The sequence below is a fragment of the Streptomyces sp. CoH27 genome, assembly GCF_020181035.1.
GTDB lineage: Bacteria > Actinomycetota > Actinomycetes > Streptomycetales > Streptomycetaceae > Streptomyces > Streptomyces camelliae.
Window position 1 is genome coordinate 284,877 of sequence record NZ_JAIQYY010000001.1, and the last position, 16,027, is coordinate 300,903.

General features: G+C 72.6%; 14 protein-coding genes and 2 pseudogenes. 6 read left to right on the plus strand and 10 right to left on the minus strand.

The genetic code is table 11. From position 1 onward, the window contains the following. Window positions 1-14: 14 nt before the first annotated feature. Entirely contained in the window at window positions 15-626 is a 612-nt protein-coding gene (locus tag LE548_RS01375) for a TetR/AcrR family transcriptional regulator (protein WP_225094707.1), read from the plus strand. An 81-nt stretch (window positions 627-707) separates the two neighbouring features. Here LE548_RS01375 and LE548_RS01380 read toward each other — a convergent pair whose 3' ends face one another. Next, entirely contained in the window at window positions 708-1,292 is a 585-nt protein-coding gene (locus tag LE548_RS01380; RefSeq protein ID WP_225094708.1) for a TetR/AcrR family transcriptional regulator, read from the minus strand. A gap of 138 nt (window positions 1,293-1,430) precedes the next feature. Here LE548_RS01380 and LE548_RS01385 point away from each other — a divergent pair, with 138 nt between their 5' ends. After that, entirely contained in the window at window positions 1,431-2,297 is an 867-nt protein-coding gene (locus tag LE548_RS01385; RefSeq protein WP_225094709.1) for a class I SAM-dependent methyltransferase, read from the plus strand. Between the two features lie 122 nt (window positions 2,298-2,419). Here the strand turns inward: LE548_RS01385 and denD are convergent, their stop codons facing one another. Then, window positions 2,420-3,427: a D-erythronate dehydrogenase gene (denD, locus tag LE548_RS01390; RefSeq protein WP_225094710.1), complete on the minus strand. Its 1,008-nt coding sequence runs from the start codon at window positions 3,425-3,427 to the stop codon at window positions 2,420-2,422. A gap of 20 nt (window positions 3,428-3,447) precedes the next feature. Next, window positions 3,448-3,710: pseudogene (locus LE548_RS01395) on the minus strand (SRPBCC family protein); the annotation flags it as partial. 274 nt (window positions 3,711-3,984) lie between these two features. Here LE548_RS01395 and LE548_RS01400 point away from each other — a divergent pair. Next, window positions 3,985-4,680, plus strand: a complete 696-nt coding sequence (locus LE548_RS01400; RefSeq protein ID WP_225094711.1) for an alpha/beta hydrolase — start codon at window positions 3,985-3,987, stop codon at window positions 4,678-4,680. 24 nt (window positions 4,681-4,704) lie between these two features. Here LE548_RS01400 and LE548_RS01405 read toward each other — a convergent pair whose 3' ends face one another. Both LE548_RS01405 and LE548_RS01410 read right to left on the minus strand, forming a co-directional pair. Continuing rightward, the gene (locus LE548_RS01405) at window positions 4,705-5,922 is read right to left on the minus strand and encodes an alginate lyase family protein (protein ID WP_225094712.1); all 1,218 of its coding nucleotides are present in this window, start codon (window positions 5,920-5,922) and stop codon (window positions 4,705-4,707) included. A 128-nt stretch (window positions 5,923-6,050) separates the two neighbouring features. Continuing rightward, the gene (locus LE548_RS01410; RefSeq protein WP_225094713.1) at window positions 6,051-6,530 is read right to left on the minus strand and encodes a MarR family winged helix-turn-helix transcriptional regulator; all 480 of its coding nucleotides are present in this window, start codon (window positions 6,528-6,530) and stop codon (window positions 6,051-6,053) included. 103 nt (window positions 6,531-6,633) lie between these two features. Between LE548_RS01410 and LE548_RS01415 the strand changes: the two genes are divergently transcribed. Together LE548_RS01415 and LE548_RS01420 are read left to right on the plus strand one after the other, a co-directional pair. Then, window positions 6,634-7,017 (plus strand): hypothetical protein, encoded by a 384-nt coding sequence (locus LE548_RS01415; protein WP_225094714.1) that lies wholly within the window; start codon window positions 6,634-6,636, stop codon window positions 7,015-7,017. A 415-nt stretch (window positions 7,018-7,432) separates the two neighbouring features. Then, window positions 7,433-8,887 carry a benzaldehyde dehydrogenase gene (locus LE548_RS01420; protein ID WP_225094715.1) on the plus strand — a complete coding sequence of 485 codons (1,455 nt, stop codon included), beginning with the start codon at window positions 7,433-7,435 and terminating at the stop codon, window positions 8,885-8,887. Window positions 8,888-8,922: 35 nt separating this feature from the next. On the opposite strand, the gene LE548_RS01425 is transcribed toward LE548_RS01420, so the two are convergent. From LE548_RS01425 to LE548_RS01435, 3 genes are all read right to left on the minus strand, one after another. Beyond that, window positions 8,923-9,300, minus strand: coding sequence for a VOC family protein (locus LE548_RS01425; protein WP_225094716.1), 378 nt, complete (start codon window positions 9,298-9,300; stop codon window positions 8,923-8,925). Between the two features lie 418 nt (window positions 9,301-9,718). Continuing rightward, window positions 9,719-9,898, minus strand: coding sequence for an urease subunit gamma (locus tag LE548_RS01430; protein ID WP_225094717.1), 180 nt, complete (start codon window positions 9,896-9,898; stop codon window positions 9,719-9,721). Between the two features lie 4 nt (window positions 9,899-9,902). Next, the gene (locus LE548_RS01435) at window positions 9,903-10,796 is read right to left on the minus strand and encodes an urea transporter (RefSeq protein ID WP_225094718.1); all 894 of its coding nucleotides are present in this window, start codon (window positions 10,794-10,796) and stop codon (window positions 9,903-9,905) included. A 345-nt stretch (window positions 10,797-11,141) separates the two neighbouring features. On the opposite strand from LE548_RS01435, the gene LE548_RS01440 reads away from it, so the two are divergent. Further along, window positions 11,142-13,988 (plus strand): LuxR family transcriptional regulator, encoded by a 2,847-nt coding sequence (locus LE548_RS01440; protein ID WP_225094719.1) that lies wholly within the window; start codon window positions 11,142-11,144, stop codon window positions 13,986-13,988. 18 nt (window positions 13,989-14,006) lie between these two features. Here LE548_RS01440 and rfbB read toward each other — a convergent pair. Continuing rightward, a pseudogene (gene rfbB / locus LE548_RS01445) lies at window positions 14,007-14,958 on the minus strand (dTDP-glucose 4,6-dehydratase). Continuing rightward, window positions 14,955-16,019, minus strand: coding sequence for a glucose-1-phosphate thymidylyltransferase (locus tag LE548_RS01450; RefSeq protein ID WP_225094720.1), 1,065 nt, complete (start codon window positions 16,017-16,019; stop codon window positions 14,955-14,957). Before LE548_RS01450 ends, rfbB begins: the two are co-directional and overlap by 4 nt. Between the last annotated feature and the right edge of the window lie 8 nt (window positions 16,020-16,027).

Genomic DNA, 16,027 nt, shown 5'->3' on the forward strand with positions numbered 1-16,027 from the left:
CCTGAGGAGGACGAGTGCCGCAACAGAAGGACTCACCCCGGCGCTCGGACGCGCAGCGCAACCGCGAGCGCATCCTGGAAGTGGCGCTCGTCGAACTGTCCCGGTCCGCGGACGCCCCGCTGAGCGCGATAGCCAAGAAGGCGGGGGTCGGGCAGGGCACGTTCTACCGGAACTTCCCCAACCGCGAATCACTCGTCCTGGAGATCTACCGCCACGAGACGCAGCAGGTGGCCGACACCGCGGTCCGCCTGCTGCAGACCCGGGCACCGGACCGGGCCCTGCGCGCCTGGATGGACCGGCTCGCCGAGTTCGCCATGACCAAGGCCGGACTGGCCGACGCCATCCGGCAGGCCACGGGCGCCCCCGGCGGCCCGGCGAAGCCGCCCCACACACCGGTGAGCGCGGCGGCGGAACTCCTGCTCCGCGCCAACGAGGAAGCGGGCACGATCCGGCCTGGGGTCACCGCGGACGACTTCTTCCTCGCCATCGCCGGCCTCTGGCAACTGGGCCCGCACGACGACTGGCAGCCGCGCGCCGCCCGTCTTCTCGACCTGGTCATGGACGGCCTGCGCGCGGGGGCGGCCGGCGGACGAGCCTCACACTCCCCTTCGGCACCCTCGGCCTGAAGGAGGGCTCGCCAAGGGCGGCCGCGCACATGGCGTGGCGGGCAGGCGAGTCGCGGTCGTGGCCGAGCCCAGGGCGGTCGGCTAGCCGTCCAGCAAAGCGCTCACCAGGCGTGTCATGGCGGGGCCTGGGTCGGGTGTGCCCGGCCGGCTGGTCATCAGCAGGTGGTGGGCGGTGCCGACGACCGCGAGGGCCACGGTGGCCGGGTCGACGGTCTCCGCCACCCGGCCCAGCCTCTGCTCGGCCCGGAGATAGCCCGTGACGGCCCGCTGGATCGCGTCGAAGCCGGGCGCTCCGCCTTCCAGGGCCTCGCGGATGCGCAGCATACTGCCGGGGCGGGCCATGGCGAGCCCCGATATCGCCGGGCCGCCGTAGTCGAACAGCGCGCGGGCGACGGCGTCGAGATTTCCCGCCACCGTGTTCCGCCCTGCCAGGTCCATGAGCGACTCCGCCTGCGCGGCGGTCCGCGCGAAGCGGTCGAGGCAGAGCTCAGCCACGAACTCGTCCATCCCCGCGAAGTGCGTGTGCAACAGCCCCTTGGCGCAGCCCGCCTCGGTGGTGACGGCCCGGCTGGTGAGGGCGCCGGGCCCGTGCCTGTCCACGACGCGCTCGGCGGCGGCGAACAACTGCTCGCGCACGTCCGGCGTCGCCACTCCGCGCGGTGACATGGGCCTCTCCTCCGTTCCGGTGCCGCCGTCCGCATGACGCGCAACTGCGGTGATGGTAATGGACATTGCGGGTTTGGGCGCATGCCCATACAGTTTGGGCGCACGCCCATTCTCCGTCGTCCACCACAGGAGGCATCCGTGTCCGACGTCGCCAACACCGAGCAGGCACGCGCATGGAACGGCCCCGAGGGCACCCACTGGGCCCGTCACCAGGACCGCTGGAACGCCGTGAACGGAGGCTTCGACGCACCGCTGCTCGACGCCGCGGCCATCACCGCGACCCACCGGATCCTGGACATCGGCTGCGGTTCCGGCCGGACCACACGCCTCGCCGCGCTCCGGGCACCCCGAGGACACGCGCTGGGCCTCGATCTGTCCGCCCCCATGCTGGACGAGGCACGGGCCCGCGCGAAGCGGGAGGGCATCGCCAACGTCTCCTTCACGCAAGGCGACGCTCAGGTCCACCCCTTCGAGGCAGGCGGCTTCGACGCGGCTGTCAGCCGTTTCGGAGTGATGTTCTTCGCCGACCCCGTGGCCGCCTTCGCCAACGTGGGCCGGGCACTGACGCCCGGCGGCCGCCTCGCCTTCATCTGCGCGGCCGCACCGGAGCTCAACGACTGGGTGGTGGCGGTGAACGCGCTGCGCGGCATCCTCCCGGTCGGCGACCTGGGCCGGCCGGGAGTGCCCGGCATGTTCTCGCTGGCCGGCCCGGACCGCATCCGCGAGGTCCTCACCATGGCCGGCTACACCGCCGTCGCCGTCGAGCAGGCACACGCGGACGGGGAATGGGGGCAGGGGGCCGAGGACGCGGCGGAGTTCCTGCTCGGCACCGGCCCCGGCCGCCACCTGATGGACCAGGCCGACAGCACGGCACAGGACCGCGCCCGCCACACCCTGATCGACCATCTGCGCGCCCACGAGAGGACCGACGGCACGGTCCTGCTCCGCAGCACCGCCTGGCTCGTCACGGCGGACCGCCCGGCCACCCCGTCGGACCGGTCCTGACCACGGTCCGCGGACGGCAGCCGACTGCACGGCGCACCCCGTGGGCCTGCTGCGCCGTATCGCCTTCCGAGCCGACGACCCGAAGGACGCGCTGACGCTCGCCCGTCACGTCGACGTCCACCTCAGGGGGACCCGCGACGCCTCTGGTCGGTGAGGTAGTCCCGCAGGATGGACAGGAAGCTCGGGTCGGGGGCGAGGCCGAGTCGGGCGGCGCGCGTGTTGTCGAAGGCGGCGGGCCAGGAGGCCACGATGGCCTCGACGGCGGGGTCCGGCGTGACGGTCACCAGATCGGCGACGGCGTCACCCGCCGTCTGTCGCAGGGTGGCGAGCATGTCGGCGACCGAGACGGTGAGCGCGGGGAGGTTGACCGGCATCGGGCCGTCGAGCCGTCCCGGCCCGGGGCCGCGCTCGGCCTGCGCGACACGCAGGATCCCCTCGACCGTGCGTCGTGGTGAGGCCAGGGCCACGCGCAGGTCGGGGCGCACCGGGCAGACCGCGGGGAGACCCGCGAGGGGTTCGCGAATGATGCCGGACAGGAAGCCGGAGGCGGCCGCGTTCGGCGGACCGGGCCGCACCGAGACGGTCATCAGGCGGACGACACGCCCGTCGAGGAAGCCGTGGCGGGTGTAGTCCGCGATCAGATGTTCACAGATGAGTTTCTGTGTTCCGTAACTCGACCGCGGCACAGGCGGGGTCGACTCGCCGACCACCGGGGTCAGGGGAAGCCCCGGACCGGAGCCGTAGACGGCGAGGCTGCTGGAGAACACCAGCCTCGCCACCGGCCCGCCGGTGGCGGACTGCGCCCGCGCGGCGTCGAGCAGGGCAAGGGTGGTGTCCACGTTGACGCGCATGCCGAGGTCGACATCGGCCTCGCATTCGGCCGACACCGCGGCGGCGAGATGGAACACCACGTCGACCGGCTCCGCGAACACGGCGTCCAGGCGGTCGATCAGGTCACCGTGCACGACGTCCACCAGCGGGTCGGCCGCCACGGGGGCATCGGGCCGTACGACGCGGTCGGCGAGCACCAGCCGCTCGATCGGCGCGCCGTCGAACGTCCGGGTCCGCAGCAGGGCGGCGGCCAGCAGACGTCCCAGGAAGCCGAACGCACCGGTGATGACAACCCTCACGTGACTGCTCCCGTCGGCTCCTACGCGGACTCCAGTACCTCCTTGAGCCTGGCCGGATCGCCGGCCACGCAATCGGCGTCACGCTGAAAATCGGCGTCGCTCGCGTCCCGCTGCCGGCGGAGCGTGAACACCACTTCGCTTCCCTCGCCGTCGGCGATCACACGTACCGGGTTGTAGACGGTCTCCCCGGACGGCAGCGTGACGTGGTGGTCGAGCACACCCAGCTCGTTGCGCGGCACGAAGGCGACCACGACACGCCCAGGGACGAGGACTGCGCGACCCACCGGCCATCGGCCCGCGGCCGGGCCGGATCCGGCGGTTGCGGCCGTCGACGGTCACGCTGACCGGTCCGGCCTCGCGTCGGGCATCAGCAGCACCACCCGGCAGATCACCGCCTTCCTAGCGGCCGGCGCCCTATTCGTTCACCGGGACCGGCCCGGCTCGCGTCCCCGCTCCGCTCCCGCCGCTCACCGACCGGGCGGGATCGTACGGGGCGTGCGTTCTGCTGTCGGCCGAGACGGTCGCGTCTCCCCGGGCACGGGCGACATCATCGGCCCATGCAGTCGGTCTTCGTTCTCGTCCACAGTCCGTCCGTCGGCCCCTCGACCTGGCATCCCGTCGCCGCACACCTGCTGGCGGCGGGACATCGGGTACGGGTGCCGTCGTTGCTGCACATCGGCTCCGGGGATCCGCCCTTCTGGCCCCGGGTGGTCGACGCGGTCCGCGACGATCTACGGCAGGTCCCGGCCGGCAGCTCCGTCACGCTGGTGGCGCACAGCAACGCGGGCTTGTTCGTCCCCGTCCTTCGCGCGGGCCTCGACCATCCGGTGGCCGGCTCGGTCTTCGTGGACGCCGCTCTGCCTGCCAGGACCGGAGCGACCCCCGTCGCCCCACCCGAACTGCTCGAATTCCTCGGCCCGTTGGCCGTGCACGGCAGGCTGCCGCGGTGGACCGACTGGTGGGACGAAGCCGACGTCGCGCCCATGTTCCGCGACCCGGCAGTGCGGCGGACCATCGTGGAGGAGCAGCCCACCCTGCCCCTGTCCTTCTACGAGCAGCGCATCCCGGTCCCCGACGGCTGGGACGACCACCCCTGCTCCTACCTGCTGTTCGGACCGCCGTACGAGGATCTCGCCGCCGAGGCGCGCGCACGCGGCTGGCGTGTGGCGCACCTGCCCGGCGCGCACCTTCATCAGACCGTCGATCCGGCCGGCACTGCCCGCCGTCTCGTCGACCTCGCCGCCACGACGTGACCCGCGGCCGGAGCCGCGTGGCGGTCAGTTCGGATTGTCGCCGTCGGTGAGGGTCTCCCAGGCCACGAAGAGGTTGTCGGTGCCGGCCGGGCGGTTTCGCTCGGTCAGGGTCCGGGTGTTGGTCATGGCGATGCCCAGACGGTTGTGCAGGGCGTTGTAGCCGACCTCGGTGACGGGACCGAGTCCGAGCTTGAGGGTGCCGCCGCACAGCCAGCCCGGTACGGCGGCGCCCAGCTCGTACCTGGACTGGAATCCGAGCGCCTGCCGCAGCCGTTCACCGACGTCGGTGCCGTAGAGGTCCTGACCCTGGATCCGGCTGGTCTCGGCCACATGAGAGATGGCGGAGATGCCGTACCCGGTGTGCGTGAAGTCGCGGCAGGTCTCCTGGGTCAGGCCGGTCACGAAGGTGGACTGGCCCTGCCAGTACGCGACGATCTTGTCCCGGGTGTTCAGGTTCTGGCTCGGCACGGTCTTCGGCACATCGCCGTCGGAGGAGAGATACACATAGGCGGCGGTACGAGTGCGGAAGCGCGCCATGGCCGAGTCGTAGGAGGCCTTGTCCTCCAGGAAGACGGAGATGCCGACGGCGGCCTCCATCATCGTCAGCTCCCAGTTCCCGTTGGAGTTGGAGCCGTTGACGACCTCGGGCAGGTAGACATCGCGCAGCAAGCCGGCGAACCGGCCGGCTTCGGCCCAGGCTCCGGTGTAGGTGTACTTGATGATCTCGGCGGCCTTGGCCCAGGAGGCGCCCGCCCAGGCGGTCTGCAAGGGCGCGTTGCTGTCGGTGTGGTCCGTGAGCACGGCGGACCAGGCGTCCATCAGCTCGATCGCCTTGTTCGCGTACCGTGCGTCCCGGGTGATGTACCAGGCGAGCGCGTCGGTGTACGCCGCGATGGCGTCCTCACGCTCGTCCGTGCAGCCGTGGTCGGGGTTGGAATACGGGCCGCACTCCACGACGGCGCGGGGCTTGGGCGTACGGCTGAGGCTCGCGTACGCACTCGCCATCATCTGGTCGTACGCGCTCTTCCAGGGCTCGGCGCCCGCGAGCACCTTGCCGCGGGCGAAGTCGAGTTGGGCAGCGGAGACGGTGACGCCGGGGTGGACGAAGGCGACGGGAGCGGCCGCCGCCCGCTGGGTGCCGGGCCAGGCGAGAAGGCCGGTGGTCAGCAGGGCGGCGGCCGCGGTGAGGGCGAGAGCGGATCGCGGGGACTTGCGACGACGTCGAGCGGGTATCTCCTGCATGAGACACGTCCTCGTATGTGAACGACATGCGGAAGCTTGAACGTAGCGCTGACCGAAGACCATAGGTACGGACCAAACAAGCCGTCAAGTAGCCGCGAAATGCCGGGCGTTCACAGAATCAGGGCCCCTTACCGCTGCCGCTCCTCCTCCACCGCCGCCTCGTAGGCCCGCAGGGTGTCGACGAAGAGGCGCCGTTGCGCCGGGGTCAGCGGGGTGAGCACACGGCGCCAGGCCGCGGCACCGGGGGCGAGCCAGGCGGCGATCGCGTCGTGCCGGTCGGGGGCGATGGCCACGATCCGGCGGCGCCGGTCGGACGGGTCCTCGCGCCGGTCCAGGATGCCCTTCTCGCCGAGATCCCCGACCATGAGGCTGACCGTGGTGGGCGCCACCTCCAGGCGCGCGGCCAAGTCGCTGACCGTCATGGGTCCGTCGAACAACAGACAGGCCAGCAAGGAGAGATGACGGGGTGCCAGCGCCTGCGACCGCAGGGCCTCGGGAACGGGAATGCGCTTCACCCGGCCGGCCATCCGCGGCATGAGCAACAGCAGCTCGCGGACCGCGGCGTCCACCTCTCCCGCCCCGGCCTCGCGCCGCACAGATCCGGCCATCACGTACCCCTCACCCTTTATCTTTGATGACAAAGATGTTTTGCTAGCAAAGACATCAGCACCCGAGCCGCCCACCCCGGCGGGCGCGAACGGAGAGTCCAGCATGCCTCACTTCACCGTGCACATCAGCGAGGACGCCCTTGACGGGAAGACCGAAGAAGGCCTGATCCGAGGGCTCGCGGACGCGGTCGGATCCGTCTACGGCGAGGGGTTCGGCCGCCTGGTCGCCGTCGACCTGATCGGCATTCCCGCGCGCCGGCGCGGTGTCGGCGGGGTAGCGACGGGCCAGGTCGCCCCGAACATCACCCTGAGTCTGCGCGAGGCGGCCTACCGGCACCCGGACGTACCGGACGCGCCCGCACGCCTCATCTCCGCGATCACCGACGCGGCCACCGGCGTACTCGGCGAGCAGGTGCGTGAGCAGGTGTCGGTCGGCCTGCTGGCCGTCCCCGAAGGGCGTTCCGGCGTGGGCGGCCGAATCGGCTGAGGACGACGACGGTCTCATCAGTGCCCTGCTCCCGGCCGGAACCTGGACGGGCGAGCTGCGCGGCGGTCAGTGGCACATACCGGTGCCCGCCCTCCCGGCGGACCTGCCCCCGCCAGGTGGCGACACCGCGCCCTGCCCTGGTACGCCCGTCCGCTCCCCCGGTCCGGCCGACGATGCGCACTCCGCGTCGCGAAGACCGGCCTGGCGCCCGCCCCGGTGGCGGACGCCGGGGCACGTCGCCAAGTGCCGCCGAGCAAGGGGTGGTTCGGGCCATCGATGTCGGGGGCCGGAGACTCGCGCCGAACCGCCGGTCCCCGGCGTCGCCGTCTCGGCCGCGCACGAGTTCCGCCCCTGACCGGCTCGCGGCCGTAGCCTTGCTTCCACGGGATCCCCCCCTCGCATCCTGGAGGCCGTCATGCTGCTCGATCCGTCCCTCTGGTCCGGCAAGGCTCACATCGGCGGCTGGACGGTCCCGGCCGGCGGCAGCACCCGCGTGGTCGAACCCGCCACCGGTGAGACCCTGGACGCGATCGGCGTGGCCACGCCCGACGACGTCACCGTCGCCGCCGAGCGCGCCGCCCGCGCACAACAGGCCTGGGCCCGCGCGCCGTACACCGAGCGCGCGGCCGTACTGCGCCGGGCGGGGGACCTGTTCACCCGGCACGCCGAGGAGATCCAGCGGTGGATCGTCCGCGAGGCCGGAAGCGTCCCGGGCAAGGCGGCGTTCGAGACGGTCACCGCCGCGCAGGAGTGCTACGAGGCCGCCGCCCTCGCCTCCCGGCCCCTCGGCGAGGTGCTGCCGTCGGCCGAGCCCCGGCTGAGCCTCGCGCGCCGGGTGCCCGCCGGAGTGGTCGGCGTCATCGCCCCCTTCAATGTGCCGCTCGTCCTGGGCATCCGTTCCGTGGCACCCGCCCTGGCCCTCGGCAACGCGGTGCTCCTCAAGCCCGACCTGCGCACCGCGGTGTCCGGCGGCGTGGCGATCATGCGGGTCTTCGAGGAGGCGGGGCTGCCCGCCGATGTCCTGCACCTCCTGCCGGGCGGCGCCGACACCGGGGCGGCCCTGGTGACGGCCCCGCATGTCCGGGTGATCTCCTTCACGGGCTCCACCGCCGCCGGCCGCAAGGTCGGCGCGGCCGCCGCCGAGCACCTCAAGCGGGCCCACCTCGAACTGGGCGGCAACTCCGCGCTGATCGTCCTGCCCGACGCCGACCTCGACCGTGCCGCCTCGACCGCCGCCTGGGGCTCCTTCTTCCACCAGGGTCAGGTCTGCATGACCACCGGACGGCATCTGGTGCACGCCTCGATCGCCGACGAGTACGTCGAACGCCTCGCGCACAAGGCCGAGCGGCTGCCCGTCGGCAACCCCGCCAAGGATGATGTCGCCCTCGGCCCGGTCATCGACGCCGGGCAGCGGGACAAGATCCACGCCCTGGTCACCGCCAGTGTCGACGGCGGGGCCCGGCTGGCGGCGGGGGGTACGTACGAGGAGCTGTTCTACCGGCCCACCGTCCTCACCGGCGTCACCGACGCCTCCCCCGCCTACGCCGAGGAGGTCTTCGGTCCCGTGGCGCCGGTCCGTGTCTTCTCCGACCTGGACGAAGCGGTCGCGCTGGCCACCGCCACCCCGTACGGGCTGTCCCTGGGCATCCTCACCGCCGACGTCATGCGCGGCCTCGACCTCGCCGAGCGGATCCCCACGGGGCTGGTCCACATCAACGACCAGACCGTCAACGACGAGGCCGTGGCGCCCTTCGGTGGCGTCGCCGCCTCCGGTACCGGCGCGCGCTTCGGCGGTGCCGCGAACATCGAAGCGTTCACCGAGACCCGCTGGATCACGGCCCGCTCGGCCCAGGCACCGTACCCGTTCTGAGGGCGGGCCGAGGGGCACGTCCGCCGGGGGCGCCGTCAGTCACCGCGCCGTTCCGCCGCGCTGCGCTCCACGCACAGTTCGTTGCCCTCGGGGTCGTACAGCGTGACCCAGCCCGTTCCGTCGGGCCGGCGGTGGTCGGCCTGGAGCGTGGCGCCGAGGGCGAGCAGGCGCTCCACCTCCTCGTCCCGGGTGCGGTCCTGGGGCTGGAGGTCGAGGTGGACGCGGTTCTTCGCCGTCTTGCGGTCCGCGACCCGGATGAAGAGCAGGGCACCGGCCGCGGACGTGACCATGGCCTCCGGGTCTCCCGGGACGTCGTCGTCCGCGAGCGAACCGTCCAGGGCCCGGGCCCAGAAGGTCGCCAGTGCGTAGGGATCGGTGCAGTCGATGGTCACGTGGCGGATGAGAGAACTCATGCCGGCAACTCGATCACGGATCTTGCTCCGGCGTCCACAGCCCGCGGGCACGGGCGTTGAAGGAATGAGGTCGGGCACAGGTCCGGCGTCTGGATCCCGATGAGGCGCGGGCGCACCGCGGTCCAGGCCGTGCGCGGGGCGGGGGGCGATCCCGGCGGAAAGTCGCCCGTGTTCCGGGCCCGGGCGCCGCAGTCGTCGGCGGAACGCTCCCGCCGAAAGCCGGTCCTGTGTCCAGCGGGCCGCGCGCAGACCGTCCGCGACCGCAGCGGCGGGCGTCAGGGGCGTGACGGCCTGGAGCGTCGTCGGCAGGTCGTACCCGGCGAAGACCGAGGGACCCGCCACCGGGCCGGGCGTGCCGGAGTCCCGCCGGACCGTGTCCAGCACGACCGGCTCGCCGTCGCGGCGTGTGATCTCCAGGTCATCGAACAGCCCGCGGCAGGCGTGCCGTTCGCTGCGGGGCCGTTTCCGGCACGGCCTCGGTGAGCAGGGCGGCCGCTTCGCCGTAGGTGAGCCCGTTGCCGCGGGCGTGGCGGCGCCGGGCCTGGCCGGCCACCACGTGGACGTGCGGTCTGTGGATTTCACGCGGTACGAGGTTCATGGCGTCACGTCGCTTTCCCGGACGAGATGCCGGGCCGGTCCAGCGCTGGAGCGGCCGCCAGGAAGAGCCAGGTCGTCACGACGAAGGGCCAGGTGAAGGCGGATCCGCCGTGGCTCCGGGCGAAGGCGGCCCAGGCGGCGGTGAAGGGGACCGAGGCCACGGCGGCGGCCACGGCGTAGCCGGCGGTCCAGGGGGTCAGCGGCAGGAAGGTCGCGCCCAGGGCGATCGCGACCAGCACCGCGTTGTAGCCGTAGAGCCCCACGCTGATCCGGTCGGCGGGCAGGCCGAGGACGCAGGCGGTGAGGATCGCGAGGCCGCTGCCGCACACGGCGGCGACGGCGGCTTTCCGGGAGGCGACCAGCAGGCCCGCGAGCAGGATCAGGCCCGCGTACCAGCGGCCGAGGAAGAAGACCTGGCCGATGTTGTCGCAGAAGGCCTGGCCGAGTTCGGCCGCCGTCAGGGTGGTGAACCCGTCGCGGAGAGCAGGGGTCGCGGGGGCGGGCGCGCCGGTCGGCAGCGCGATCACCAGCACGCCTGCGACCAGGCAGAAGGGGGCGGTCAGGGCGGGCAGTCCGAAGCGGCCGAGAAGGCGGCCGACGGCGGCTCCCACCACGGAGCAGATCGCCGCGGCGCCGACGGCCAGCAGTACGGTCTGCCACGAGGCCCCGAGCCGGACGACCACGGCGATACCGGTGAGGCAACCGCAGTATCCCTCAAGGCCTTTGCCGAGGCCCTCCCGGTCGGCGCCCAGCACGGCAGCGGCCGCGGTGGACGCCGCCGCACCGAGCAGTCCGTACACGCCGATGCGCCACTCCCCGGCGAACAGTGCGGCGGTGAACAGCAGTCCGGCCCATGGACTCGCGCTGAGCGCCACCTGAGCGATGCCGCGCAGCTGCATGTGCCCGACATCTGCCGCAGTCCAGCTTCTTTGCTGCACCGCCACCCCCTTCAACAATTTGTTGAAGATTATGCCCGACCTTCACACGAGCGGGACAACCGGTGTACGACGGCCATCTGTGACGGTGCGACCGGTACCTCTCCCGCCCGGTGAGACGGAGGAAGCGGAGCTGCGCCCCTGGCCGCGGGAGCAGAAGGCGCTGAGGGGTGCATGTGCGCCATGTGTTCACCACCTGCGTAGCAGTGAGCCCTCCGCGCCTCCCCCATGGCGTTCGCGCCCGTGTACGTCGTGCAGGGAGACGGGTACGTACAGTCTGCGTCCGCTCACTTTCTGATACGGAGCGTCATGGGACCCACTGCACGACCGTTGCCCCCGGTGCGGGGGCGGGAAGAACAGCTGGCGCAGATCAGCGCGAGTCTGCACACGGTGGCGAACACCCGGCGCAGCAAGGTGCTCCTGGTGGAGGCGAGGCCCGGCGCGGGCAAGACCCGGCTCCTCGTCGAAGCCGTCACCCTGGCCGGCGCGAACGGCTTCTCGGTCGTGGGCGGCGTCCCCTGCGGCTCCGGTGCCACCACCCGGGCGGCTCCGGTGCCCGCCGCCGCTCACCCACCCGCATCCGGAGCCGTCGAGGACGGATTCCACACGCCGCGTGCCTCCTTCGCGATCGAGGCGGCGCGGGCGCTGCTGCGCACCAAGGCGGAACAGGTCCGCACCGTCGTCACGCTCGACGATCTGCACCTGGCGGACGTCCCCGATCTCGCCGTGCTGTGCGACCTCGTCGCGGGCCTGAGCGGCCGCCCGATCCTCTGGCTGCTCGCCTTCACCCCGGACCGCGGCGCCACACCGTACGCGTCCGTGCTGACCTGTCTCGGCAAGCTGCGCGGCAGGCTCCCCGTGGAACACCTGCGGGAGCTGGGGCCGCTGTCGGGCGACGCGCTCGGCCAACTGGTCGCCGACTGCGCCGGAAACGTCCCCGAGCCCGCGCTCCTCGCCCTGGCCGAGAGCGTCAACGACACCCCTCGTGCCGTGATCGAGCTGGTGCGCGGGCTCGTGGAGGACGGTGACTTATGTGTGGTCGACGGCACCTCACGCCTGCGGCCCGGCTCGGCCGACGACACCCCCGGCGGTACGGGTGTGTGTCTGCCGGCGCCCGTGCCCAGGCGCTTTTCCACGATGGTCCAGAAAGATCTGCGGACGCTGTCCGACATCACCATAAGAGCACTCAGGCTGGCGGCGGTGCTCGGTTCGCCGTTCGCGCCGGAGGATCTGTCGGCCCTGCTCGGCGAGGCACCGGTGGGGCTGCTGGCCGCGGTGGACGAAGCGGTCGACCGCGGGCTGCTGGTCTGCGGTGAGCGTGACCTCGCGTTCCGCAGTGAGCCGGTCTGGCGTGTCCTGCTCGACTCCGTGCCGCCACCGGTGTGCGCGCTGCTGCGCCGGCAGACGGCGGAGATGCTGCTGTCGCGCCCCGACGGCATCGAGCGCGCCGCCCTCCAACTGGTGCATGTCGCCCGGCCCGGCAACACGGAGGCGCTGCGCATCATCGCCGAGGGAGCCCAGCGGCTGCTGGCAGCCGATCCGTCGACCGCGGCATCGCTGGCGACTCGTGCCATGGAGCTCCTGCCGCCGGGACAGGCCGAGCGGGTGCGCCTCGCCAAGACGGCCGTCGACGCGTTCACCAGGGCGGGCCGGCTGGACCGGGCCATCACCCTGGCCAAGGACACCATCGACGAGACCGCGCGGCTCGCCGTCCCCCTGCCCGCGGAACTCGCCGCGGACATCAGCTCGTTGCGGGTGTCCATGTCGGCCGCGCTGCTCCTGCTCGGGAACGCGCCGATGGCGTGCCAGGCCGCGCGCGACGCGCTCACGGCGCAGGAGGAAGGCTCCCCGCACCGCGAGGCCGTGCTCACCCATCTCGCCGCCTCCTGTCTGAACGGCGACAGCACCGCGGTCCAGCGGGCGCGCGGCATCCTCAGCGCGCCCGACCGTCACGCACAGCCGGTGCAGGTCGGCGCGCTGACCTTTCACGCGTTCACGCAGTGGCGGGACGGTCATGCCGGCGACGCGGTCGGGATGCTGCGCCGAGCCGTCGCGCTCGACCACGGGGGCGCGGGCGTACCGTTCCTCGACCCGCGCTGGTTCCTGGCCTTCACGCTCACCAGGATCGACGAGTACGAGGAGGCCACGGCGGTCGTCCAGGCCTTCGCCCGCACGGTCGTACCGGGGTCGAGGACGCTGGTCGCCGCGGTCCCGGCGGTGCTCCGGGCGCCCCTGCATCTCGCCCAGGGCCGGCTGGCCGAGGCCGAGGAGGCGGCGCAGGCCGGGGTGGGCACGGACGGCCCGTATGTGCCGATGCTCGCCCCGCAGGCATGGCTGGTGCTGGCCCTCGTCGCGCTGCGCCGGGGGGAACTCGCCCAGGCGCAGGGGCACATCGACACGCTGGAGAAGGACTTCCCGCAGCATCCCCACAGCCCCTGGTGGGCGGCACGGCTGCTGCTGAACGCACAGCTGGCGGAGGCCCGGGCGGACTCCCGGGTGGCGGCGGAGGTGCTGGCGGAGATCGGGGCGCATCCCGGTGGCTTCCGCGAAGTCGTGCTGGAGGACTCGGCCGCCGCGGCCTGGTGTGTGCGCTGTGCGCTCGCCGCGGACCTGCCGGAGCTCGCACAGCGCGTCATCGACACGGCGGAGCAGCTGCGCACCCGCAATCCGGGCGTTCCCGCGATCGTCGCAGCCGCCACCCATGCCCGCGCGCTCGCCGAGGCGGACGCGAACGCCCTGGCCCGGGCGGGCCGGCTGCACCGCAACCCGTGGGCCCGGGCCGCGGCGGCCGAGGACCGGGCCGGCGTGCTGCTCGACCGCGGTGACCACGAGAGCGCGATCGGCGAGCTGAACCGGGCGATGGGCGCCTACGGCGGCCTCGGCGGCGAGCGGGACATCGCCCGGGTACGGTCCCGGTTGCGCCGGCTCGGGGTGCGGCGCCGGCACTGGACGCAGGCGAAGCGCCCGGTCTCCGGCTGGGAGAGCCTCACCGACACGGAACGCAAGGTGGCGGAACTGGTGGCCGGCGGCCTGACCAACCGGCAGGCCGCGCGCCATCTGTTCGTCTCCCCCCACACGGTCGGATTCCATCTGCGGCAGATCTACCGCAAGCTGGGGATCCGCTCCCGTACGGCGCTGGTGCAGTACAAGGCATAGCACGCCGCCCCATCGCCGTCATGGAAGACGTTCCTTCAGCGGCTCCCACCAGGAACGGTGCGCGGCGTACCACGCGACGGTCTCGGCCAGGCCCCGCTCGAACGGGACCCGGGGTGCGTATCCGAGGGCCCGCAGCTTGCCGTCGGCCAGGGGAGTAGCGGCGGTCATGGCCCTTGCGGTCCGCCACCCGCTCGACGCGCTCCCAGCCCGCCCGGAGCGCGTCGAGCAGCCGGGCGGTCAGGTGCAGATTGGTCAGCTCGGCGGTGCCGGCGACGTGGTAGACCTCGCCGGGCTCGCCGCGCTCGGCGACCAGCCGGACGGCCCGGCAGTGGTCGTCGACGTGGATCCAGTCGCGGACGTTGCCACCGTCGCCGTACAGCGGCACCCTCCGGCCGTCGAGCAGATGGGTGACGAAGAGTGGGACGACCTTCTCCGGGTACTGGTACGGCCCGTAATTGTTGCCGCAGCGCGTGATGCTGACCGGCAGCCCGTGGGTGCGCGCGTAGGCGAGCGCGATCAGGTCGCCGCCGGCCTTCGATGCCGCGTAGGGGGAGTTGGGGCTGAGCGGGGCCGTCTCGTCCCAGGAGCCGCTGTCGATACTGCCGTAGACCTCGTCGGTGGAGACGTGCACGATCCTCGGGGTGCCCGCGTCGAGGCAGGCCTGCATGAGGGTCTGGACGCCCAGGACGTTGCTGTGGACGAAGGCGCCAGCGGCGGCGATGGACCGGTCGACGTGCGACTCGGCGGCGAAGTTGACGACGAGGTCGTGGCCGGGCACCACCTTCGCGAGGAGTTCGGCGTCGCAGATGTCGCCGTGCACGAAGGTGATGCGGTCCCGGACGGGCGTCAGGTTCGCCGGGTTGCCGGCGTAGGTCAGCTTGTCGAGGACGGTGGTCGTGGCCTCGCCGGCGTACGACCGCACGAAGTGCGAGCCGATGAAGCCTGCGCCGCCGGTCACGAGGATCCTCATGAGGCGACCCGCACCGTGCTGTGGTCGCCGAGGACGAGCCGGTGGGACCGCAGGATCCGGGGGGCCGAGGTGACCTCGACCTCGCGTCCGATCAGCGAGCGCTCGACGCGCCGCACCCCGACGATGGACGCCCCGCGCAGCACGATGGAGTACTCCACCTCGCTGTCCACGACCGCGCAGTCCCGGTCGATGGAGGTGAACGGGCCGACGTAGGAGTCGCGTATCCGCGCTCCGGCCGCAACGACCGCCGGGCCGACGATCCGCGAGCCGGTGACGGTCGCGCCCCGCTCGATCACCACCCGGCCGATAAGCTCGCTGGCGTGGACCTCCCCGGCGCAGTCGGCCGTGACGCCGTCGAGGACGAGGCGGTTGACCTCCAGCATGTCGTCGACGTTGCCGGTGTCCTTCCAGTATCCGCAGACGACGGCCGAGTCCACCCGACAGCCCGAGTCGATGAGCTCCTGGATGGCGTCGGTGATCTCGAACTCGCCCCGCCACGACGGCTTCAGCCCGGCCACCGCCTCGTGCACGCGGGGCGTGAAGAGGTAGACGCCGACCAGGGCGAGATCGCTCCTGGGCCGCTCCGGCTTCTCCTCCAGGCGGATCGCCCGGCCGTGGCGGTCCAGCTCGACCACGCCGAGGGCGCGCGGGTCCGACACCCGGGTCAGCATGATCTGGGCGTCGGGGCGGCGTGTGCGGAACCGGTCCACGAGCGCGCTGATGCCGCCGACGATGAAGTTGTCACCGAGGTACATCACGAAGTCGTCGTCGCGGAGGTAGTCCCGGGCGGTGCGCACCGCGTGGGCCAGGCCCAGGGGTGCCTCCTGCGGCAGGTAGGTGACGTCGAGGCCGAAGCGGGAACCGTCGCCGACCGCGGCCTCGATCTCGGCGGCCGTGTCGCCGACGACGATGCCCACGTCGCGGATGCCCGTCTCGGCGATCGACTCCGGGCCGTAGAACAGGACCGGTTTGTTCGCGACCGGCACGAGCTGCTTGGCCGAGGTGTGGGTGATGGGCCGCATGCGGCGGCCGGACCCGCCGGCGAGCACGAGGGCCTTCATGAACGTCC